Origin of the sequence: Paracoccus sp. S4493, from assembly GCF_000967735.1 — a bacterium.
Taxonomy (GTDB): Bacteria; Pseudomonadota; Alphaproteobacteria; order Rhodobacterales; family Rhodobacteraceae; genus Paracoccus; species Paracoccus marcusii.
Window position 1 is genome coordinate 69,480 of the sequence record NZ_JXYF01000004.1, and the last position, 22,336, is coordinate 91,815.

Sequence of the window (22,336 nt, forward strand, 5' to 3'; positions counted from 1 at the left end):
GCTACATCCTCAGGATCTGGTTGATCATCTCGTCCACGGCGACCAGCACGCGGGCATTGGCGGCATAGGACTGTTCGTATTGCAGCAGGCGTTGCATCTCGGCGTCGCTGTCCACGCCCTCGGCCATCAGGCTGGAGGCGATGGTCGACTGGCGGCTGCTGCGGATGGTCAGGTCGGCCTCGGCCTCGACGCGCCGCGTCGACACCCGCGACTCGACCGACCCGAACCGGGCGGTCAGCGTGCCGTTCCCCTCGAACCCGCTGCCCGCCTGCGCAGGGCGCGAGGCGTCCAGTGCCTGGACCAGCGCCGAAAGGATCGCGGATTGGCCTGTTGGTTCGCCGTTCGCCGCCTGCAGGCCCGACCTCAGGCGCCACAGCTGGCCCCCCTGTCTCGGATCGACCGTCGCATTCAGCGCGATCCGACCGGACAGGCCCACGACCGTCGCCGCGGTCGCGCGCGCACCGCCGTCGGTGAACAGCCCGGCATCGGCAGCCCCGAGGGACGGATCGACGGCGGGATCGACCAAACGCTGGTGCAGGTCAAAGGCCATGTCGTCCAGTTCCGATTGCATCAGCGGAGCCAGCTGATCGCGAATCTGGAAGTTGGCGGCCAAGGACCCGCCGCCGAACAGGCGCATCTGCGCCGCGGTGACCGGCGTCCCGTTCAGGGTCAGCAGTTCCAGGGGTGCGCCAACGACCTGGCCCGCGGTCACCTGATCCGCGCCTGAAAATCCTAGCCGGGCCGGCACGCTGCCATCCAGCAGCACCGCCCCCTCGGCGCTGAACAGGGCGACCTTGCCTGAGTCGCGCGCGACCTCTTGGATGGGAATGATGCTTGCGATGCGGTCGATCACCTGCTGGCGTTCGTCCATCAACGGGGTGGCATCCTTGCCGTCGGAATGCAGGATGGAGATGCGCGCATTCAGATAGGCCACCCGCTCCAGCGAGGCATTCACCGTCGCCACGTCGGACGTGATACCCTGCTGCGCGGCGCTGCGCGCACCCTGCACCGCGGTCGACGCCGCGTTCAGCCGGTCTGCCAATGCCGAGGCCGTGCTGACGACCTGCGACAGGCGGATCTCGTCATCGGGCCGCGTCGCCGCACTGCTGAGCGCGGCCTGGAAATCGGTCAGCGCACCCGACAGGGAATGCGCCTCTCCGGGAAGACCGATGACCTTTTCCATCGACCGGTGAAACGACGCGCGTGCGGTGCCGTCACCGACGGACGAGGCCGCCAGGCGCGATTCGGAGAGCAGGCTGGAATTGACGATCCTAGTGATGCCGTCGATGCGCACGCCCCCGCCGTGCAGTTGGGCGGACACCACCATGTCGCGCCGGGCATAACCGGGCGTCATGACGTTGGCGATGTTCGACGCCACCGTCTCGGTGCCGCGCGCGGTGGCGGTCAGCCCCGACATCGCGTTCGATATCGCCTTGGCAATGCTCATGTCCGGCCTCCTTCACCCGATCCCCTGCGGGGCGGATCAGCGCTTGATGTTCGTGGTTTCCTGCAGCATCTCGTCGACCGTCTGGATGATCTTGGCGTTCGACGAATAGGCGCGTTGCGTGGTGATCAGATGCGTCAGTTCCTGCGCGATGTCGGTGGTCGACGCCTCGCGGGCATAGCCGGCGATGGCGCCCGTCGGCCCGTCGCCCGCATCCCACAGGAAGAAACCGCCTGAATCGGGCGATGTCTTGAAGGCCTGCCCCTCGACCGCCACCAGGCCGTTGGGATTCGGGACGTCGATGACGGGGATCTTGTACAGCGCCTTGACGAAACCGGTGTCGTAGGTCGCCTTGACATAGCCCTGCGGGTCAACCTCGACCGCGACCAGCTGCCCCACCGGAGAGCCGTTCTTGACCACGTTCGACGGAGAGAAGCTGGCCGCCAGCTGCTTCAGGCCCGAGGCCCCGCCCGGCACGCCGATGGAAAGCTCTATGTTGCCACCCCCGACGGTCAGCGGGATCGCACCGGTTGCCGGATCATAGCCGCCGCCGACGACGTTCAGCAGCGCGCCGCCCGCCCCCTGGCTGTCGTCGAACGTCACCTGGAAGGTTGAGATCGGGTTGGCCGCGGGATCACTGGCACTGTCGCTGATGCTGACCGTCCAGGTGTTCGACATGCCGGTTGGATCGCTGGTGTCGGGCGTGAAGGTGATGTCCAGCGATTCCGAGGTTCCCAGGTTGCCGAAATACTCGACGCGCAGCGGCAGCGGGTCGCCCGAGCCGGTGGGCAGGGTCTCTGTTGCGGGTAGGTTGGCGCCAAGCGACACCTGCGTCGTCGGATCCCCGACAGGGCGGTTCGATTCGATGCGGATCGGCTGCAGTGCGGCCGACGTGTCGCGCGCGACAAGCGGCATGCTGCCGTCCGCGGCCGTGGGCCAGCCCATCAGCACCAGCCCGCTTTCGGTGCGCAGCAAGCCGCCCGCATCGGGACGGAACGCACCGGTCCGCGTCATCATCAGCGACGGCGTCCCCCCACCGGTTGCATCGTTCAGGGTCGTCACGGGCAGCATGCCCCGCCCGGTCATCGCAAGATCCAGCGCATTCGAGGTGGTCACGATCGCACCGTCCTGCGACACCGATCGCGTCGTCGACGCGCGGACGCCGCCTGCGGTGTAAAGGCCCGCCCCCTGCCCCACGACCAGCGCATTGAAGTCGGTCTCGACGCGCTTGTACCCGAAGGTCGATGCGTTCGCGATATTGTCCGAGATGGTTCCCAGCCGCGACGAGTTCGCGGCAAGGCCGGACACGCCGGCATTCATCGCAGAGGAGATGGACATGGACAGACACCCTTCTGATTTCGGTCTTGTCCGTCACCCTGCCCGTGAACGCTTAAGATAAGGCTAACCGCGACGGCTACCTGAGTAAAATCAGCTCTATCCGGTTGTTCAGCGGGTCCATCGGGTTGCCCTGCCGGTTCTTGCGGTCCGCATAGCCGCTGACCCGCTGCACGCGCTTGCCGTCGAAACCCTGCTGTTCCAGCAGGTTGCGCACCGTATGCGCCCGGGCATCCGACAGCGGCCAGACCGGCGACGCGACCAGGGTTTCGGGATAGGCGCGCACATGGCCCGAGATCGCCACATCGTTCCTGACATGCCGGATGACCCGCGCGATGATTCCCATCAGTTCGGCCAGGGCGGGCTGGGGCTGGGCGGTGTCCTCGACGAACAGGGGGGCGTCGGTCAGATCGCCCAGCTCGATCACCAGCCCTTCGTCGGTCATGCGGGTCACGACATGCTGCAGCAGGTTGGTCAGCTGGGACGATTCGGCGCCCGTGCCGGTCAGGCTGTCCTGGACGGCGCGGGCGACCTCCTCGAAGTCGCCTGCACTGTCGCTGTCGGGCAGCGGCGCCTCAACCGCGTGACGGACGCCGTCCTCGGTCCCGTCGCCGCCGCCGCTGGTGGTGGCGTTCGGCGTCTGGATCACCGTCGGTGCGAAGTAGTCGGCCAGACCGGTCTTCTGCTCCTCGGTGGTGGCGTTCAGCAGCCACATCAGCAGGAAGAACGCCATCATCGCGGTCACGAAATCCGCATAGGCGACCTTCCACGCGCCGCCGTGATGGCCGCCGTCGGACGACGCCTCGACGCGCTTGATGATGATGGACGGCCCGTTCAGCCCCTTGCCCGCAGCCATGATGTCTACCCTTCGTTCCGGTCAGGCATCCTTGTCGCCGGGTCAAAGGTTTCGATCAAGTTAACGGATCAAATGCGTCCTATTCATAGCTGCGGCGATCCTCGATGACCTTGCCGTCATTGGGCAGGCTGCCCGGTGCCACCAGTTCGATGTCGCCACGCAGCTTCAGCGTGTCCATGACCGATGCGGCATAGTCGCCCCCCTGACCCGCAGTTTCCAGCTGGACGGTCATCACGTCCATCTCTCCGCGACGATCGGCGATCACGCGGGCGCGGGACACGTCCGCATGGCGCGCGACCAGGGCTGCCACCTGTTCGGGGCGCACGAACATGCCCTTGATCTTCGTCGTCTGATCGGCGCGCCCCATCCACCCCTTGATGCGCATGTTGCTGCGACCACAAGGACTGGTACCTGCAAGGACCGCAGACAGGTCACCCGTCGCGAAACGAACCAGCGGATAATCCGGGTTCAGCGTGGTCACCAGCACTTCGCCGACCTCGCCGTCGGGAACCGGATCGCCGGTGCCGGGGCGCACGATCTCGACGATCACGCCCTCGTCCACGATCATTCCCTCCATCGCCTCGCTCTCATAGGCGATGTTGCCCAGATCGGCGGTGGCATAGCATTGCCGCGTGACGATCCCCCGGTCGGCATACATCTGGCGCAGCGACGGGAACAGCGCGCCGCCGCCCACCACGGCCTTGGTAAAGGACAGCGCCTCGCCCATCTCGTCGGCACGGTCCAGGATCACCTTGAGGAAATCGGGCGTGCCGGCATAGCAGGTCGTGCCGATGTCGACGGCCGCGCGCACCTGCAGTTCTGTCTGCCCGGTGCCGGCGGGCAGGACCGCCGCATCGACGGCCCGCGCGCCCGATTCGAACATCATCCCGGCAGGCGTCAGGTGATAGCCGAAGCAGTTCTGGACGATGTCTCCCTGCCCCACGCCCGCGGCATGCAGGAAGCGGCCAAGCCGCCACCAGTCGCCGTCGCGCCGACCGGGTTCATAGATCGGGCCGGGGCTTTGAAAGATGTGGTCGAACTGCGCGGCGGGGCGGGTGGTATAGCCGCCGAAGGGGGGCTGCTTGCGCTGCGCCTCGGACAGCTCGGCCTTGCGGATCACCGGCAGGCGGGCCAGCGCGGCGCGGTCGGTCACCGCCTCCGGCTCCACGTCGCGCAGAAGGCGCGCCATCGCGGGGGCCAGCTTGGCGCGGCTCAGCGCCAGCGGCAGGGCCTGGGCCAGCGCCTCGGCGCGCTGACCCTCGTCGCGCGTTTCCAGATCGTCGTAATATCCCATGATGACCCCCTCAGGCCAGCCAGCGCTTGCGCCGGCGATAGCTGCGCACCTCGCGGAAGGACTTGCGCCCCTCGTCCGACATGCCCAGGTAGAATTCCTTGACGTCCGGGTTCTCGCGCAGCTGCGCGGCCGGACCCTCCATCACGACGCGCCCGTTCTCCAGGATGTAGCCCTGATGGGCATAGCGCAGCGCGACGTTGGTGTTCTGCTCGGCCAGAAGGAAGGTGACGCCCTCGCCCTCGTTCACGGCCTTGACGATCTGGAAGATCTGCTCGACCAGCTGCGGGGCCAGGCCCATCGACGGCTCGTCCAAAAGGATCATCTGCGGGCGCGACATCAGCGCGCGACCCATCGCGGTCATCTGCTGTTCGCCGCCCGAGGTGTATCCCGCCTGGCTCTTCCGCCGCTCGCGCAGGCGCGGGAAATAGTCATAGACCATCTCCAGATCGCGCTTGATGGCGGCCGACCCGTCGCGGCGGGTATAGGCGCCGGTCAGCAGGTTCTCCTCCACCGTCAGGTGCTCGAAGCAGTGGCGCCCCTCCATCACCTGAATGACGCCGCGCCGCACCAGGGCGGCAGGGTCCAGCGCGGTGATGTCGTCGCCCTGATAGGTGATCGAGCCCTTGGTCACCTCTCCGCGTTCACTGGCCAGCAGGTTCGAGATCGCCTTGAGCGTCGTCGTCTTGCCCGCCCCGTTGCCCCCCAGCAGCGCGGTGATGCCGCCCTTGGGGACCGTCAGGCTGACACCCTTCAGGACCAGGATGACGTGGTTGTAGATCACCTCGATGTTGTTGACGTCCAGCAGCGTCTCTTGGGTCCGGGTATCGAACATGGGCAGCCCCCTTGGATGCGGAACCGGCGGCGGGATGACCGCCGCCGGTCGTGGATCAGTTGCAGCGCGCGGTCAGGCCCGCCTCGGCGGCATAGGCGGCGCTGTCTTCCTTGATCAGCGGGTCCAGGATCTCGGCATCCGGCTCGATGAAGTCGGTGATCAGCGACCACGTCCCCTCGGCGGCGTTCCACTGCTGCACGCGGGCCAAGCCGTCGCCGCCATGGTTCTGACAGGACAGCGCGATGGGCGCGCCGAAATCGGGCAGACCCAGCTCGGCCATGCGCTCGGCGGTGATGTCCAGCGCCTCGAAGCCGTCGCGCATCTGCGCGGGCGTGATCTCGGGGGTGCCGGCCAGCTCCTGCGCCTTGGCGATGGCCTCGGCGATCACCAGCGCCGCATAGGCGCCGCGCGAATAGAGCACGCTGCCCGCCTGATCGCCTGCACCGGCCGCCAGACCCTTGTCATAGACATGCGTCTGCAGGTCCTCGTACAGCGGATAGTCGCGGCCCACGCCGTGGAAGGTCAGCGCCTTGTAGCCCTCGGCCCCGGCCCCCGCCGCGCGCACGTCGTTCTCGGAGCCCGACCACCAGATGCCGATGAACTTGTCCATTGGAAAGCGGATGTTCACGGCCTCCTGGATGGCGACCTGGTTCATCACGCCCCAGGCATACATGATCACGTAATCGGGCCGGTCGCGGCGGATCTGCAGCCATTGCGACTTCTGCTCCTGGCCGGGTGCGTCCACGGGCAGCAAGCTCAGTTCGAACCCGTGCTTTTCGGACAGTTCCTCCAGCGTACGGATCGGCTCCTTGCCATAGGCCGAATTGTGATAGACCAGCGCGATCTTCTTGCCGGACAGGTCGCCCCCCTCCTGGTCCAGGATATGCTTGACCGCGACCGAGGCGCCGTCCCAATAGTTCGCCGGCGCGTTGAACACCCATTCGAAGACAGAGCCGTCCTTGGCCGAGGTGCGGCCATAGCCCGGCGTATAGAGCGGGATGCCGTCCTGGGTGATCCGCGGGATCAGCTGATAGGTGATGCCGGTCGACAGCGGATTCAGGACCAGCGGGTTCTGGGTGCGCAGCGACTCATAGCACTCGACCCCCTTCTCGGTGTTGTAGGCGGTCTCGCATTCCGGGACCTGGATGCGCTGGCCGCCGATTCCGCCGTCGCGTTCGTTGAGCAGCGTGAAGTAATCGGCAAAGCCGTCGGCATAGGGGATGCCGTTCGCGGCATAGGGGCCGGTCCGATAGGACATGTTCGGCACGATCAGGTCCGCCAGTGCGGGGCTTGCGACCATCATCGTGGTGGCCAAGGCGGCAAGGGTCAGTTTCATTGCGGGTCTCCTCCCAGAGATGCGATGCCGGTTGCCCGGTCTTGACGTTAATGCGGGAACGGCCACAGCCGCAGCTTGTCCTTGGCCAGGCGCCACAGGCGCGCCAGGCCGTGCGGCTCGACGATGAGGAAGGTCACGATCAGCGCGCCCACGATCATCAGCTCGATATGGGCGGCCAGGTCGGTGGGCCAGCCCATGTTGCCGACCAGGAAGTTCTTGAGCAGCACCGGCAGCAGCACCAGGAAGGCCGCGCCGGCAAAGCTGCCGAAGATGCTGCCTAGGCCGCCGATGATGATCATGAACAGCACAAGGAAGCTCTTGTTGATGCCGAAGGCCTCGCCGACCTCGGCAGCCCCCAGATAGACCGCGAACAGAAGCGCGCCGGCGATGCCGATGAAGAAGCTGCTGACGGCAAAGGCCGACAGTTTCGCGCGCAGGGGGTTCACGCCGATGATCTCGGCCGCGATGTCCATGTCGCGGATGGCCATCCACTTGCGCCCCAGGCTGCCGCGCGTCAGGTTGCGCGCGACCCAGGCCAGCACGAAGGCGAAGACCAGGCAGATGAGGTATTTCGCGGGCGCGGTCGCGGCCGGGCCGGTCACCGCCTGGTCGAACACCGTGCGCGTCGGCGCGGTGATCTGGCCCGAGGCCGAATAGTTGTAGAACCACGGCACCTTGTTGAACAGCCAGACCAGGAAGAACTGCGCGGCCAGCGTGGCGACGGCCAGATAGAAGCCCTTGATCCGAAGGCTGGGCAGGCCGAACAGGACGCCCACCCCGGCGGTGATGCCGCCCGCCAGCAGGATGTGGATGACGATGCTGACATCCGGGAATGCCGTCATCAGCTTGTAGACCGCATAGGCCCCCACCGCCATGAAACCGCCGGTTCCCAGGCTGACCTGGCCGGCATAGCCGGTCAGCACGTTCAGCCCCAAGGCGGCGATCGCATAGATCAGGAAAGGCACAAGCACCGCATTGGCCCAATAGTCGTTGATGACGAAAGGAATGATCCCGAAGGCCACGGCCAGGATCGCGTAATAGCCCCAGCGGTCCAGACGGATCGGAAAGGTCTGGCTGTCGTCGCGGTAGCTGGTCTTGAAGTCGCCGGCCTCACGATAGATCATCGGGTGTTCCTTTCAGCGCGGTCGGCGGGGGCCAGCCCCCGCGCCCCCGGGGTATTTCTGCAATGAAGAAGCGCCATGGTCACACCCGTTCGATGATGCGTTCGCCGAACAGGCCCTGGGGCCGGAACACCAGGAAGATCAGCGCCAGGACATAGGCGAACCAGTTCTCGGTCGCGCCGCCGACCATCGGGCCGATGGTGAATTCGAACAGTTTCTCGCCCACGCCGATGATCAGGCCGCCCACGATGGCACCGGGGATCGAGGTGAAGCCCCCCAGCATCAGCACCGGCAGCGCCTTGAGCGCGATCAGCGACAGGCTGAACTGCACCCCCGATTTCGTGCCCCACATGATGCCCGCGACCAGCGCCACGAAGCCTGCGATCGACCAGACCATCACCCAGATGAAGCGCAGCGAGATGCCCACGGACATCGCCGCCTGGTGGTCGTCAGCCACGGCGCGCATGGCGCGGCCCTGCTTGGTGTATTGCGCGAAGGCCACCAGTGCGGCCACCAGGATCGCCGCGATCAGCGTGGCCCACAGGTCCAGCCGGTCGATGAAGAAGCCATAGCCGAACCATTGCGCGGTGACGGCCTCGATCCCGTCCGAGATGCCCTGCGGCAGTCCCACGTCCAGCGTCTTGATGTCGGCGCCCCACATCACGTCGCCCAGGCCTTCAAGGAAATAGGCAAGGCCGATGGTCGCCATGAAGAGGATGATCGGTTCCTGTCCCACCAGGTGCTGCAGGACCAGCTTTTCGATCAGGAAGGCCAGGCCGACCATCACCAGTGCGGTCAGGGCCACGGCCAGGACCGCGGGCACCGTCCAGCCGAAATGGTGCAGCGAGGTGCCGAAGGCCGCGTTGATCAGATGCGCGAAGGGCACCTGGCCGTTCTGGATGCCCACCAGCGTCAGTGCCGCGAACAGCGCCAGCACCCCCTGGGCATAGTTGAAGACGCCGGACGCCTTGAAGATCAGCACGAAGCCCAGCGCCACAAGCGCGTACATGACTCCGGTCATCAGGCCGTTCAGCACGACCTCGGCGGCGAAGATCAGCTGGTCCATGGGGCGCGTCCTTTCACTTCTGCACGGATCGGATCAGTCATGGGCCACCCCCAGATAGGCGTCGATCACCGCCTGATTGCTGCGCACCTCGGCGGGGGTGCCGTCGCCGATCTTCTTGCCGTAATCCATCACCACCACCCGGTCGGACAGGTCCATGACCACGCCCATGTCGTGCTCGATCAGACAGATCGTGGTGCCGAACTCGTCGTTCACCGACAGGATGAAGCGGGACATGTCCTCCTTCTCCTCGACGTTCATGCCGGCCATCGGCTCGTCCAGCAGCAGCAGGTTCGGTTCCGCCGCCAGCGCGCGGGCCAGCTCGACCCGCTTCTTCAGGCCGTAGGGCAGACGGCCGACGGGCGTCTTGCGGATGTTCTGGATCTCCAGGAAGTCGATGATGCGTTCGACCACGGCGCGGTTCTCGTTCTCCTCGCGCTCGGCCGCGCCCCACCACAGGGCCTGGGACAGGAAGCCCGTCTTCATCTTGTTCAGGCGCCCGGTCATGATGTTGTCCAGAACCGACATGCCGTCGAACAGCGCGATGTTCTGGAAGGTGCGGGCGATGCCCAGGCGCGCGACCTGATAGGGCTTCATCGCCGGGCGCGGCTGGCCCTTGAAGATGACCTGCCCCTCCTGCGGGTTGTAGAACCCCGAGATGATGTTCAGCATCGACGACTTGCCCGCGCCGTTCGGGCCGATGATCGCGCGGATCTCTCCCTGCCGGATGTCGAAGCTGATGTCCTTGATGGCTGTCACGCCGCCGAACCGCAGGGTGATGTTTCGCAGCTCCATCACCACGGGGCCGATCTGGCGGCCGTCGGCGGTCACATAGCCGTCCTGGGTCATCGCGTTCATTGGGCTGCTACCTTCTGACGGGCCGCGTCGCCGAAGACGCGGGCATCCTCGATGCGCAGGGTCGCGCTGATGGCGCCCTTGCGGCCGTCCTCGTAGGTGACCTCGGTCCGGGTATGGACGCTGGACGATCCGTCATAGAGCGCGGTGACCAGGTCGTGGAACTTCTCGGTGATGACGGCGCGGCGGACCTTGCGGGTGCGGGTCATCTCTCCGTCGTCGGGGTCCAGCTCCTTGTGCAGCACCAGGAAGCGGTGGACCTGACAGCCCGACAGCATCGGGTCCTGCGCGACGGATTCGTTCACCGCCTCGACATGGCCGCGGATGGTCTCATAGACCTGCGGGTGGCCGGCCAGTTCCTGATAGCTGCCATAGGCGATGTTGTTGCGTTCGGCCCAGTTGCCGACCGCGGTCAGGTCGATGTTGATCATCGCGGTGCAGAAGTCGCGGCCGTTGCCGATGACCACGGCCTCCAGGATGTTGGGATAGAACTTCAGCTTGTTCTCGACATATTTGGGGGCGAACATCGCGCCACTGGCCATGCGGCCCACATCCTTGGCGCGGTCGATGATGCGCAGATGGCCGCTGCCCTCCTCGAAGAAGCCCGCATCGCCCGTGGCGACCCAGCCCTCGGCATCCTTGGTCGATGCGGTGCTGTCGGCGTTCTTGTAATATTCGACGAAGGTGCCGGGGCTGCGGTAATAGACCTCGCCGTTCTCTCCGATGCGGACCTCGACCCCGGGGCTGGGAACGCCCACCGTGTCAGAGCGCACCTGCCCGTCGGGCTGCTGGGTGATAAAAACGCTTGCCTCGGTCTGGCCGTAAAGCTGCTTCAGGTTGATGCCCAGGCTGCGGTAGAAATCAAAGATCTCGGGGCCGATCGCCTCTCCGGCGGTATAGCCCACGCGCACGCGGCTGAGGCCCAGGGTGTTCTTCAGCGGGCCGAAGACGAAGATCTTGCCCAGCGCATAGGCCAGCTTGTCGCCCAAGCCGACCGTCTTGCCGTCCAGCAACGCGGGGCCCGCGCGATGCGCCACCGCCATGCCGCGCTTGAACAGCCAGCGTTTCAGGCGGCTGGCATCTTCCATGCGGATCATCACGGATGTCAGCTGCCCTTCGAAGACGCGGGGTGGGGCAAAGAAGTATGTCGGGCCGATCTCGCGCATGTCGGTCATCATCGTGTGTGCGCCCTCGGGGCAGTTCACGGTGAAGCCCGACCACATCGCCTGGCCCATCGAAAAGATGAAGTCGCCCACCCAGGCCATCGGAAGATAGGCCACGATCTCCTCGACCTCGGTCAGATGGTCGAAATCGGCGGTGTTGCGGGCGGTCTCGATGATGTTGCGGTTGGACAGGACCACGCCCTTGGGCTTGCCCGTCGTGCCGCTGGTGTACAGCATCACGCAGGTGCTGTCGTAATCCAGCCCGGCGATCATCGCGTCCAGCCGCGGCCCCAAGGTGGCGGCCCCCGCCCGGCCCTGCGCCTGCACGTCGGCCAGCGACGCCATGTTGGCATGGTCGTACTTCCTCAGGCCCCGCCCGTCGGTATAGATGATGCGGGCCCGCGCGCCGGTGGTCTGCTCGACCTCCAGCACCTTGTCGACCTGCTCCTGATCGCCGCACAGCACGAAGCGCGCGCCGCAATGCTCCAGAACATAGGCCATCTCCTCGGCCACGGCGTCCTGGTAAAGGGGCACCGGGATCGCGCCGCACATCTGTGCCGCGATCATGCCCCAGTAATGCGCCGGACGGTTGCGCCCGATGATCGCCATGTGATCGCCCGGCGCCAGCCCCTGCGCCATCAGCCCCATCGCCAGGGCGCGGATCTCGTCCGCGGCCTGGGTCCAGGTCCAGCTTTGCCAGATTCCGTATTCCTTCTCGCGATAGGCGGGGCGGTCACCAAAGCGGGCGACGTTGCGCGCCAGCAGCGCGGGCACGGATTGCAGATCGCCCGGGGGCGTGTGCTGAACGGTCATGTATCCTCCCTCAAGGCGCGGACGCCCTGTCGCGCGGCACCTCCCCGTGCCCCGCGACACACATACCATTGGCGCCAAACCTTGCGCCAGTTTTACGCGATTCCTACGAAATGTTACGACGCTTTCGCACGCTGCACACCGGTGCTAGGCCAACGGGCGGAGGAGACCGCCATGCACCACCCCGACCCCGTCACGCGGGCCGAGATTCGCGCCGACCTGACCCGGTCGGGGCTGAACCTGATCGGCCAGGCGCTGTCCATCTTCGACGCGGACCTGCGACTGGCGGTGGCCAACCGGCAGTACCAGACAATGTTCGACCTGCCCGACGACCTGACCCTGCCGGGCAGCCATTTCGAGGACACGATCCGCTTTCTGGCCCGGCGCGGCGAATACGGCCCGACCGAGGACCCCGAACAGGCCGTCGCCCTGCGCGTGGCCCAGGCCCGCACGTTCCAGCCCCACTACTTCGAACGCGAACGCGCCGACGGCCGGTGGGTCGCGGTCGAGGGCGCGCCGCTGTCGCAAGGGGGCTGGGTCACCGTCTATACCGACATCACCGACATCAAGCGCCAGGAAGCGCTGCTTCGGGCGCGGTCGGACGCGCTGTCCGAACAGGTGCTGCTGAATGCCGAACGGCTGGCTGCGGCGAACCGCAAGCTGGCCGCGACGAACGCCGCCCTGTCCGAAGCGCAGCGCATCCTGACCCGGACCGAGGCCCGCACCCGCCAGGTGACCGAGATGGTCCCGGCCCATATCGCGCATATGGACGCGCAGTTCCGCTATACCTTCTCCAACCGGCGGCTGCCGGTGATCTTTCCGGGGGCCGAGGGCGACATCGTCGGGCTGACGCTGGAACAGGCCCTGGGGGCGGCCACCGCGCGAACCCTGCACCCGTTCATGGAGCGCGCGCTGGCGGGCGATCCCCAGGTGTTCGAGATCACCCACCCCACCTCGGGCCGGCGCATCCGCATCGCGCTGACGCCGGACCGCGATGGTCAGGGGGTCTATATCCTCTCCACCGATGTCAGCGCCGAGGTCCAGTCGCGAGAGGCGCTGGCCCATGCCGCGCGGCGCAACCTGGCCGCCCAGCTGACCAGCGGCATGGCGCATGATTTCGGCAATCTGCTGACGATCATCCTGGGCCTGCAGGCCCGTCTGGCCGCCCGCGACCTGCCACCGGACGCGGCCGAGGATGTCCAGGCGACGCTGGCGGCCGCCCGCCGCGGGGCCTCGCTTCTGGACCGGCTGGCGCAGATCACCGGCGCGCGCGAACCCGCGCTGGAGCCGACGGACCTGCCGACATTGCTGTCCGATCTGGCGGTGCTGGCCCGTCCGTCGTTGTCCGAGGGGACGCGGCTGGACCTGGCCGTGGCCCTGCCGCCCGGACAACTGCTGCTGGACCCCGGCGCGCTGCAGGATTCGGCGCTGAACCTGATCCTGAACGCCAATGGCGCGATCACCCCGCCCGGGGTCATCACGCTGAAGGCGCGGCGCAGCGGCGACTGGCTGGAACTGACGGTGGGCGATACCGGACCCGGCTTCACCCCCGAAGCCCTGTCCCGCGCGACCGAGCCGTTCTTCACCACCAAGAAGGGCCAGGGATCGGGTCTGGGCCTGTCGATGGTCTATGACCAGACCAAGATGGTCGGGGGCACCATGCGCCTGTCGAACGGGCCACGGGGCGCGCAGGTGATGCTGCGCCTGCCTTGGCGGCCCGTGGCGCGGCGGATGGTGCTGCTGGTCGAGGATGACGACCAGATCCGCGCCCAGGTCCGCGACCAGCTGACCGGGCTGGGCCATGCGGTGATCGAGGCCGCGTCCCTGTCGGAGGCCCGCGCCCTGACGGACCTGCCGGGGTTGGAGGTGATCCTGTCGGACATCCAGCTGGGCGACGGGCTGGGACTGGATCTGGCGGGGACGGTACCCCTGGTGATGATGACCTCGCTGCCACCCGGCGATCCGCTGCGCGCCCGCGCGCCGGGGCCGGTGCTGACCAAGCCCGTAACGGCCCCGCGCCTGGCCGCCGCACTGGCAGCCCCCGCAAAGGAGATGCCATGACCGACGCCCCCCTGATCGCGATCCTGGACGACGAGCCGCAGATCCGCCGCATCCTGTCCGCCGCGCTGGAACAGGCAGGCTTTCGCACGCAAAGCTTCGGTCGCGCGACCGAGTTCGAGGCCGCGCTGCGCCGCATTACACCGGATGCCTGCCTGATCGATTTGGGCCTGCCGGACCGGGACGGGTTGGCGCTGGTCCATCGGCTGGCATCGGATTCGGGGGCGGTCATCATCATCGTGTCGGGACGGGCGCAGGTCCAGGACCGGGTGACGGGATTGGAGCTGGGGGCGGACGACTACATCACCAAGCCCTTCGAGCCCGCCGAAGTCGTGGCCCGCATCCGCGCCCGCCTGCGACGGCCGTCCCAGAACGCGACCCAACGCCCCCAGACGCTGCGCTTTGCGGGCTGGACGGCGGATTTCGACCGTTACCTGCTGACCGCGCCCGACGGCATCGAGACACCGCTGAGCCACGCCGAGGCAGAGGTGCTGCGCCTGTTCACCGACAATCCCCGCCGCCTGATCACCCGCGCACAGATGCTGGAAACCCTGGGCGGCACGGCCGGCGACAGCTTTGATCGGGCGATGGACGTCCGCATCTCGCGCCTGCGGACCAAGCTGGGCGAGGATCCCAAGAACCCGCGGCTGATTAAGACAATCTATGGCGCGGGCTACATTTTCCTAGCAGAGATCGGCTGAGTTCCGCACCGGATCGCGGTTTGTTCTGCCGGGCGGTAGCGGCACAAGCCGGCCCCCATTGAGGGGACCGGCTTGCGCGCGGGGGCCCTGCCCCCGCAGGCCCTACACCGTCGACGTCGCCGCAATGTCGACGTTGCCGCAATCCTGCACCGCTGTCGTATCTTGACCCGGCCCTTGGGGTATCCCCGCAGGGGGGTCCGGGGGGACGGGAAGTCCCCCCGGCACGTCGCGGGACGCAGATGGCCCGACGGTCATGCGTCGCGGTCCCATCCGCTGATGGCCTTGCTGTCCATGAACTCCTCCAGCCCCATCACGCCGCCTTCGCGCGCCCGGCCGGATTTCTTGACCCCGCCAAAGGCCGATCCGGCCCCGCGCGATTCGCCGTTCATCTCGACCATGCCCGCCCGCAGCTGCCGCGCCACGCGGTTACGGCGCGCGCCGTCCTGGCTCTGGACATAGTTCGTCAGCCCGTAGGGGGTGTCATTGGCGATGGCCACGGCCTCCTCCTCGCTGTCGAAGGGGATGATCGACAGAACCGGGCCAAAGATCTCCTGCTGCGCCACGGTCATGTCGTTCGACACATCCGCAAAGACCGTCGGCCGCACGAAATAGCCGCGGTTCACCCCCTCGGGCAGGCCCGGCCCGCCCGCGACCAAGCGCGCGCCCTCGTCAATGCCGGCCTGGATCAGGCCCTGGATCTTGTCCCATTGCTGGCGGCTGACCACCGGGCCGATATGCTTGCCCGGCTGATGGGCCGTCGCCACGGCGGTCTCCTCGGCCACCTTGGCCGCGACCTCGACCGCGCGGTCATAGGCCGAGCGTTCGACCAGCATCCGCGTCGGGGCGTTGCAGGACTGCCCGCTGTTGTAGAAGCAGTGCCGTGCGCCGCGCACCACGGCCTTGTCGTCGGCATCGGCAAAGACGATATTGGCGCCCTTGCCACCCAGCTCCAGCACGACCTTCTTCAGGCTGTCGGCCGCGGCCTTGCTGATCGCTATCCCTGCGCGGGTCGAGCCGGTGAAGCTGATCATCTCGACATCCGGATGCACCGACAGCTGGCTGCCGACCCCCGCCCCGTCGCCGTTCACCAGGTTGAAGACGCCCGCGGGCACGCCAGCCTCGTCCAGCACCTCGGCAAAGACCATCGACGACAAAGGCGCGATCTCGGAGGGCTTCAGCACGCAAGTATCCCCCGCCAACAGCGCCGGGATCACCTTCAGCGTCACCTGGTTCATCGGCCAGTTCCAGGGCGTGATCAGGCCCACCACGCCCACCGGCTCCCACGCGACCATGCTGGTCGGCGCATGCGCCCCCAAGGGCCGAACGAACTGGAACTCCTTGAAGGCGGTGATGAAATTACGGGTGTGCCAGGCCCCGGCCTCGGCCTGGTCGGCCAGCGACATGTCCTCGGGGGCCCCCATCTCCAGGCTGATCGCACGGGCAATGTCGGGCATGCGCCGCTCATAGATCGCCAGGATGCGCTCGACCACGGCCAGGCGTTCGGCGGGCGGCGTCGCGGCCCAGGCCGGAAAGGCACGCTTGGCCGCGGCCACCGCGGCATCGGTATCCGCCTGATCGCCGATCGAGATGACCGCGACCGCATCCTCGGTCGACGGGTCGATCACCTCCAGGTCGCGTGCCTGCACGGGGTCCACCCAGGCTCCGTCGATATAGAATTTCCGCTGGTCCAGCATCTGGTCCTCCTGACTGGCGTTCGGGCAAAGCCTGTCACCCCGCAGGCCGCGCCGCAACCCCGGCCGCATGGCGCCCCCACTGGCATTCCGCGCCGCGGCGCTTATCTATGGGGCGACGCAACCAACCGGAAAAGGAGCGCCCATGTCCCTGCGCATCAATGACACCGCCCCCGACTTCACCGCCAATTCGACCGAAGGGCAGATCCGCTTCCACGACTGGATCGGCGACAGCTATGCCATCGTCTTCAGCCATCCGCGCGACTTCACCCCGGTCTGCACCACCGAATTCGGCGCCGTGGCGCAACTGGCCCCCGAATTCGAAAAGCGCAACACCAAGGTGCTGGGCGTGTCTGTGGACAGCGTGGATGACCACCAGAAATGGAAGGCCGATATCGGCAAGGTCGCGGGCGTTCCTGCGAACTTCGCCATCATCGACGACAGCGACCTGGGCGTCGCCAAGGCCTATGACATGCTGCCGGCCGAATACTACCTGCCGACCGAAGGCCGCACGCCCGCCCATTCCGCGACCGTGCGCACCGTCTTCATCATCGGGCCGGACAAGAAGGTCCGCCTGACCATGACCTATCCCATGTCCGTGGGGCGCAATTTTGCCGAGATCCTGCGCGCGCTGGACGCGGTGCAGAAGACTGACGGCGTGCCGATTGCCACGCCCGCCAACTGGGTGCCCGGTCAGGACGTGATCGTGGCCCTGTCCCTGGACGATGCCGCGGCCGAGGCGAAATACGGCCCCCTGGACATCAAGCTGCCCTATCTGCGCTATGCCAAGGACCCGGCCTGATCACGGCCAGCCGTAATGATCCAGCAGGGCGGCGATGGCACGATCATTGCCGCCCTGCCCTGCGGCGGGGCGGTTCACCGAACGCAGGCTGACCGCCTGGCTGCCTTCCCATTCAAAGATGCGGGCACGTTCGCCGATCTTGACGGGCTGAGAGCCGGCCATGCGATGCATCCAGTACAACCAGATGTCATCCGCCCCCGGCGCCAGCCGCATGAACAGGTCGGCCCGCGTCACGTCCGCATGGAACACGCCGGGCGCATAGATCACCCCCGACACGCCGGTCGGAAAGACCAGCGGCCCGACCTCGGGCGCGTCGATATTGTGGGTCCAGCCCTCATATCCCGCGGGTCCCGCCCCCGCCATCACCACGCGATGCGCGCGCAGGCAGGCGACGCCCGCCCCCGCCACGGCCACCAGCCGCTCCAGCCAGTCGGCGGGATAATAGAGGTCGTCATCCGCCGTCGCGATATAGGCCTCGGGATGCGCCATCAGCGTCGGCACGATCTTCTTGTAGGATCGCCAGTCGGGACAGATGCGGATCTCCAGCCCCGCCATCGCCGCGACCTCCGGCGGCAGGCGGTGCTGATCGCCCTCGGCCAACCACAGGATCACGCGGTCGGGCTGCACCGTCTGCCGCGTCAGCGCGCGCAGCGTCGGCGCCAGCGTGGCAAAGCGCGCCGCGTGGCTGGTCAGCGACACGATCAGCGGGCCGGGCAACCCGTGCGGACGGCCCGGACGGTCGGGGCGCGCGGCGATCTCGGCCAGGGCGCGGGCCTGGCGGCGGCGCTGCTTGAACCGGCGGAAGGCCTCGGAGATCACGGGTTTTCCCACGCGCGGCGCAGCCAGCCGATATCGCCGATGCGGCGGTACCATTTGTGCCCGCGCCCGACAAAGACGTCCTCCATCTTGGGCGCGCCCGCGAACAGCACGATCCTCGCCCCTTCGGGCAGGGAGGGGGCGCGCAGATAGCTGGCCAGGTTACGCGGCACGCAGTCGTTCTTGAAGCTGACGCACCAGCCCTTGGGCCAGTAATGCAGGTTCCCGTGGGCGGCCAGCTGCGCCGACTGGAACTGCTGGCTGATCTCATAGTCCCGGGTGGCCGCCGCCGGATCGGCCAGATAGGCGTCCAGGACATAGGCATGTTCGCCGATCCGGTACCGGAACACGCTGGAATTGCCGACGCTGTGAAGGAAGCGGTCACGATCCGGGTTGACCTTGCGCAGGGGCTTTGCCCGGAACAGGTCATCGTCGCGGATGATGAAGAAATCGCCCGGCAGATCAAAGAACGGCCCCAGATCGTCCACCACCACCAGGTCGATGTCCAGAAACAGCGCCGTCCCCGACAGCCCCCCCAGATCGCGCCGGAACAGCGCCAGCTTGCGCCAGCGCGTGTCGGAATGCCCCTGGGGCAGACCCAGTTCGGGCAACGGCATCGCCTCGACCTGCGGATCAAGGCCTGCTGCGTCGTCGGTGAAGCAGATGAACCGATGCGGGCGGTCCAGATGCCGCCGCACCTGCGCCGCCAGACGGTTCACGTCGGCACTGCTGTACAGCGTGCCCCATTTCATCGTCAGGATCAGCAGGGGTTCGGTCATTGGCCTAAGTCGGCAAACGTGTCGAGAATTTCAGCATATAAACTTCCCCGGGGAACTTGACCATTATACCTCTCCGCCAAAGTTTTACGAATTCTGCTACCCCACAAATGAAGACAAATGGTTTCACTCGGAAAATCGTTCAGTTGCCACCGGCCGGGCTCAAGAAACTGATCGTGGTCGTGAACTCCGATAGGATAGAACACGTTTTTTGGAAGTGCGTTATGCAACTCGGAATTTTGCGCAAGGAACATTGTCAAAGCCTTTGGTCCAGTACTACCCCATGCCCAGCTTTCTATAGGATAACCACGACCTAATGTTCGCACCCAATATTTAATACGTCTCGCGCCTTGAATGTGAGGCGGCACTCCGCGACTTTCGGATGTGAAACTTAGCAGTTGCTTTAATGTAGGAGAGCTATGCGGCAATCTTAGGACAGCGTTGTTTACTGAAGATGAGGTTTCGAACCCCATCAGGTAGTCAGCGTGCGGCACCGGTCGGACGGCAACGATATCCAGGTCGACCCAAGCAGCGTCTGTCATATTTAGCATTGCGTAGCGAAATAGATTTGCATGCAGAGCTGGGCTTGGTTTTCGCTTATCACGATAGAGCAAAATGCGATCTGCAGGCATTATCTCAGATGCGTCCCGCAACCGAATACCATGGGGCGCATTTTTAATCGGAGTATAGCTATAGAGCGTTACGTCATGTCCGAGCCGCATCATGGAATTCAGACTGGCGCGTTCCATCGCCCCCAAATTTCCACCAATCCACAACGTGCTTAGATCTTGCAAGATGGAATTTCCTTTAGAGGCGCAAAAAGCGGCCGGCCTTTTCTGGCCGGCCGCCTGCCTTAATACAATTCAGCCTTCGGCCGACTGCTCCTGCTTTTCCTCGATCTCGGCCCCGGTCTCCTGATCGACCATCTTCATGCCAAGGCGGACCTTGCCACGGTCGTCAAAGCCCAGCAGCTTGACGCGGACCTCCTGGCCCTCTTTCAGGATCTCATTGGGGTGACCCAGACGGCGGTTGGCGATCTGGCTGACATGCACCAGCCCGTCCCGCTTGCCGAAGAAGTTCACGAAGGCGCCGAAGTCGACCAGCTTGACGACCTTGCCGGTATAGACCTTGCCCTCTTCCGGCTCGGCCACGATCGAATAGATCATGTCATAGGCCTTCTTGATCGAATCGGCGTTGGCCGACGCGATCTTGATGATGCCGTCGTCGTTGATGTCGACCTTGGCACCCGAAACCTCGACGATCTCGCGGATGACCTTGCCGCCCGAACCGATCACTTCGCGGATCTTGTCGGTCGGAATCTGCATCGTCTCGATGCGCGGCGCATGGGCGCTGAACTCGGTCCGGCCTGCGGTCAGGGCGTTGGCCATTTCCGACAGGATGTGCAGACGACCGTCCTTGGCCTGGGCCAGGGCCTGCTCCATGATCTCGGGCGTGATGCCCGCGACCTTGATGTCCATCTGCAGCGACGTGATCCCGTTCTCGGTCCCCGCCACCTTGAAGTCCATGTCGCCCAGGTGGTCTTCGTCACCCAGGATGTCGGTCAGCACGGCAAAGCGGCCGTCCTCTTCCAGGATCAGGCCCATCGCCACGCCCGCGACCGGCGCCTTGAGCGGCACGCCCGCATCCATCATCGACAGCGAACCGCCGCAGACCGACGCCATCGACGACGATCCGTTCGATTCTGTGATCTCGGACACGACGCGGATGGTGTAGGGGAAGTCCGTCGCCGCGGGCAGAACCGCCTGCAGCGCACGCCATGCCAGCTTGCCGTGGCCGATTTCGCGACGGCCGGGGCTGCCCACGCGACCAACCTCGCCGACCGAATAGGGCGGGAAGTTGTAGTGCAGCAGGAAGTTCGAGCGCGAGTTTCCGTGCAGCGCGTCGATGATCTGTTCGTCATCGCCGGTGCCCAGGGTCGTCACGACCAGCGCCTGCGTCTCGCCCCGCGTGAACAGCGACGATCCGTGGGTGCGCGGCAGGATGCCGACCTGGCTGACGATCGGACGAACGGTCTTGGTGTCCCGGCCGTCGATGCGGGCGCCGCCGCTGATGATGTCGCCGCGCAGGATGCCCGATTCCAGCTTCTTCAGCGCCGAACCCAGGTTGGCATCGGCCAGCTCTTCCTCGGTCAGGGCGTCCTTGACCTTGGTCTTGGCGGCGGCGATGGCGTCCTGACGCTCGGACTTGTCGCGGATCGCGTAAGCCGCGCGCATGTCCGCCTCGCCCAGCGACTTCACGCGGTTGTAGAGCGCGCTGTAGTCGGGCGACTGGAAGTCGAACGGCTCCTTGGCGGCATCCTCGGCCAGGTCGATGATCAGGTCGATCACCGGCTTGATCGCGTCATGGCCGAACTTGACCGCGCCCAGCATCTCCTGCTCGGTCAGCTCATAGGCCTCGGATTCGACCATCATCACGGCGTCGGCGGTGCCGGCGATGACCAGGTCCAGGCGCTGTTCGGGGTTGTTGCGCAGGCCGTCCATGTCCTGAACCTCGGGGTTCAGCACGTATTCGCCGTTCGAGAAGCCGACGCGGGCGCCTGCGATCGGGCCCATGAAGGGCACGCCCGAGATGGTCAGCGCGGCGCTGGCCGCGATCATCGCGACGATGTCGGGATCGTTGACCAGGTCGTGGCTCAGCACGGTGCACATCACCAGCACTTCATGCTTGAAGCCGGGGGCGAACAGCGGGCGGATCGGACGATCGATCAGGCGCGCGGTCAGCGTCTCCTTTTCGGACGGACGCGCCTCGCGCTTGAAGAAGCCGCCCGGGACCTTGCCGGCGGCATAGTATTTTTCCTGGTAATGCACCGTCAGCGGAAAGAAGTCCTGTCCGGGCTTCGGCGCCTTCGCGAAGGTGACGTTGGCCATGACGCTGGTCTCGCCCAAAGTGGCGATGACACTGCCGTCGGCCTGACGGGCAACCTTGCCCGTTTCCAGCGTCAGGGTTTCCTGGCCCCACTGGATCGATTTCTTCACTTCATCAAACATCTGATTTCCTCAAAGGGTGCTCCGGCCCTCCGGCCACCCATGTCATGTATCGCGGCCCCATTGCCGCCGCCCCTATCCTTTGCATGTGCCCCGGGGCAGGACCTCACGTCACAGATGACAGGGGCCATACAGGAAAACGCCGGATTTGGGAAGGGCGGCGACGGATGCGCCAAAGGCGGCCGGACCACGGTGCGGCCGCCCGTTTCCGGCCCGCCGACCGGGCGGTCGCGTCAGGCGGCGACCGGCACGCGGCGATCGGCCACCGGGGCGGCGGTGGCCGAAATCGGGGCCGCGGCCTCTGGCGCGCGGAACAGGTCGCGCAGTTCGGCATAGCCCGTCCTGGCAAGGTTCAGCAGGCGGTCGCGCTGCAGCTGG

General features: G+C 66.2%; 18 protein-coding genes. 3 read left to right on the forward strand and 15 right to left on the reverse strand.

Annotated features, from left to right (window positions below; all coding sequences use genetic code 11):
• Position 1: 1 nt before the first annotated feature.
• The 10 genes from flgK to TW83_RS01490 form a co-directional block, all read right to left on the reverse strand.
• Entirely contained in the window at positions 2-1,447 is a 1,446-nt protein-coding gene (gene flgK, locus TW83_RS01445) for a flagellar hook-associated protein FlgK (RefSeq protein ID WP_045980984.1), read from the reverse strand.
• Positions 1,448-1,483: 36 nt separating this feature from the next.
• Entirely contained in the window at positions 1,484-2,782 is a 1,299-nt protein-coding gene (locus TW83_RS01450; RefSeq protein WP_045980985.1) for a flagellar hook-basal body complex protein, read from the reverse strand.
• Positions 2,783-2,858: 76 nt separating this feature from the next.
• The gene (locus TW83_RS01455; RefSeq protein ID WP_045980986.1) at positions 2,859-3,635 is read right to left on the reverse strand and encodes a flagellar motor protein MotB; all 777 of its coding nucleotides are present in this window, start codon (positions 3,633-3,635) and stop codon (positions 2,859-2,861) included.
• Between the two features lie 79 nt (positions 3,636-3,714).
• On the reverse strand, positions 3,715-4,929 hold the full coding sequence (locus TW83_RS01460) for an AMP-binding protein (protein WP_045980987.1): 1,215 nt from the start codon (positions 4,927-4,929) through the stop codon (positions 3,715-3,717).
• A gap of 10 nt (positions 4,930-4,939) precedes the next feature.
• Positions 4,940-5,761: an ABC transporter ATP-binding protein gene (locus TW83_RS01465; protein WP_045980988.1), complete on the reverse strand. Its 822-nt coding sequence runs from the start codon at positions 5,759-5,761 to the stop codon at positions 4,940-4,942.
• Between the two features lie 55 nt (positions 5,762-5,816).
• Positions 5,817-7,097 carry an ABC transporter substrate-binding protein gene (locus TW83_RS01470; RefSeq protein WP_045980989.1) on the reverse strand — a complete coding sequence of 427 codons (1,281 nt, stop codon included), beginning with the start codon at positions 7,095-7,097 and terminating at the stop codon, positions 5,817-5,819.
• Positions 7,098-7,144: 47 nt separating this feature from the next.
• Complete coding sequence (locus TW83_RS01475) at positions 7,145-8,221, reverse strand: branched-chain amino acid ABC transporter permease (RefSeq protein ID WP_045980990.1); 1,077 nt, start codon at positions 8,219-8,221, stop codon at positions 7,145-7,147.
• Between the two features lie 79 nt (positions 8,222-8,300).
• Positions 8,301-9,284 (reverse strand): branched-chain amino acid ABC transporter permease, encoded by a 984-nt coding sequence (locus TW83_RS01480; RefSeq protein ID WP_045980991.1) that lies wholly within the window; start codon positions 9,282-9,284, stop codon positions 8,301-8,303.
• A 33-nt stretch (positions 9,285-9,317) separates the two neighbouring features.
• Positions 9,318-10,139 (reverse strand): ABC transporter ATP-binding protein, encoded by an 822-nt coding sequence (locus tag TW83_RS01485; RefSeq protein ID WP_045980992.1) that lies wholly within the window; start codon positions 10,137-10,139, stop codon positions 9,318-9,320.
• Positions 10,136-12,112: an AMP-binding protein gene (locus tag TW83_RS01490; protein WP_045980993.1), complete on the reverse strand. Its 1,977-nt coding sequence runs from the start codon at positions 12,110-12,112 to the stop codon at positions 10,136-10,138. Before TW83_RS01490 ends, TW83_RS01485 begins: the two co-directional genes overlap by 4 nt.
• Before the next feature lie 171 nt (positions 12,113-12,283).
• Between TW83_RS01490 and TW83_RS01495 the strand changes: the two genes are divergently transcribed.
• Both TW83_RS01495 and TW83_RS01500 read left to right on the forward strand, forming a co-directional pair.
• Complete coding sequence (locus TW83_RS01495; protein ID WP_045980994.1) at positions 12,284-14,170, forward strand: PAS-domain containing protein; 1,887 nt, start codon at positions 12,284-12,286, stop codon at positions 14,168-14,170.
• Complete coding sequence (locus TW83_RS01500) at positions 14,167-14,868, forward strand: response regulator transcription factor (RefSeq protein ID WP_045980995.1); 702 nt, start codon at positions 14,167-14,169, stop codon at positions 14,866-14,868. The genes TW83_RS01495 and TW83_RS01500 overlap by 4 nt, the downstream gene beginning before the upstream one ends.
• A 251-nt stretch (positions 14,869-15,119) precedes the next feature.
• Here TW83_RS01500 and TW83_RS01505 read toward each other — a convergent pair whose 3' ends face one another.
• On the reverse strand, positions 15,120-16,562 hold the full coding sequence (locus TW83_RS01505) for an aldehyde dehydrogenase family protein (RefSeq protein ID WP_045980996.1): 1,443 nt from the start codon (positions 16,560-16,562) through the stop codon (positions 15,120-15,122).
• A 142-nt stretch (positions 16,563-16,704) separates the two neighbouring features.
• Between TW83_RS01505 and TW83_RS01510 the strand changes: the two genes are divergently transcribed.
• Positions 16,705-17,361: a peroxiredoxin gene (locus tag TW83_RS01510; protein WP_045980997.1), complete on the forward strand. Its 657-nt coding sequence runs from the start codon at positions 16,705-16,707 to the stop codon at positions 17,359-17,361.
• Here TW83_RS01510 and TW83_RS01515 read toward each other — a convergent pair whose 3' ends face one another.
• From TW83_RS01515 to pnp, 4 genes are all read right to left on the reverse strand, one after another.
• Entirely contained in the window at positions 17,362-18,180 is an 819-nt protein-coding gene (locus TW83_RS01515; protein WP_052714562.1) for a hypothetical protein, read from the reverse strand.
• On the reverse strand, positions 18,177-18,956 hold the full coding sequence (locus tag TW83_RS01520; protein ID WP_045980998.1) for a hypothetical protein: 780 nt from the start codon (positions 18,954-18,956) through the stop codon (positions 18,177-18,179). The genes TW83_RS01515 and TW83_RS01520 overlap by 4 nt, the downstream gene beginning before the upstream one ends.
• Positions 18,953-19,747 carry a hypothetical protein gene (locus TW83_RS20380; RefSeq protein WP_127897706.1) on the reverse strand — a complete coding sequence of 265 codons (795 nt, stop codon included), beginning with the start codon at positions 19,745-19,747 and terminating at the stop codon, positions 18,953-18,955. Before TW83_RS20380 ends, TW83_RS01520 begins: the two co-directional genes overlap by 4 nt.
• Before the next feature lie 69 nt (positions 19,748-19,816).
• Positions 19,817-21,961, reverse strand: coding sequence for a polyribonucleotide nucleotidyltransferase (pnp, locus tag TW83_RS01525; RefSeq protein ID WP_045980999.1), 2,145 nt, complete (start codon positions 21,959-21,961; stop codon positions 19,817-19,819).
• Positions 21,962-22,336 lie beyond the last annotated feature (375 nt).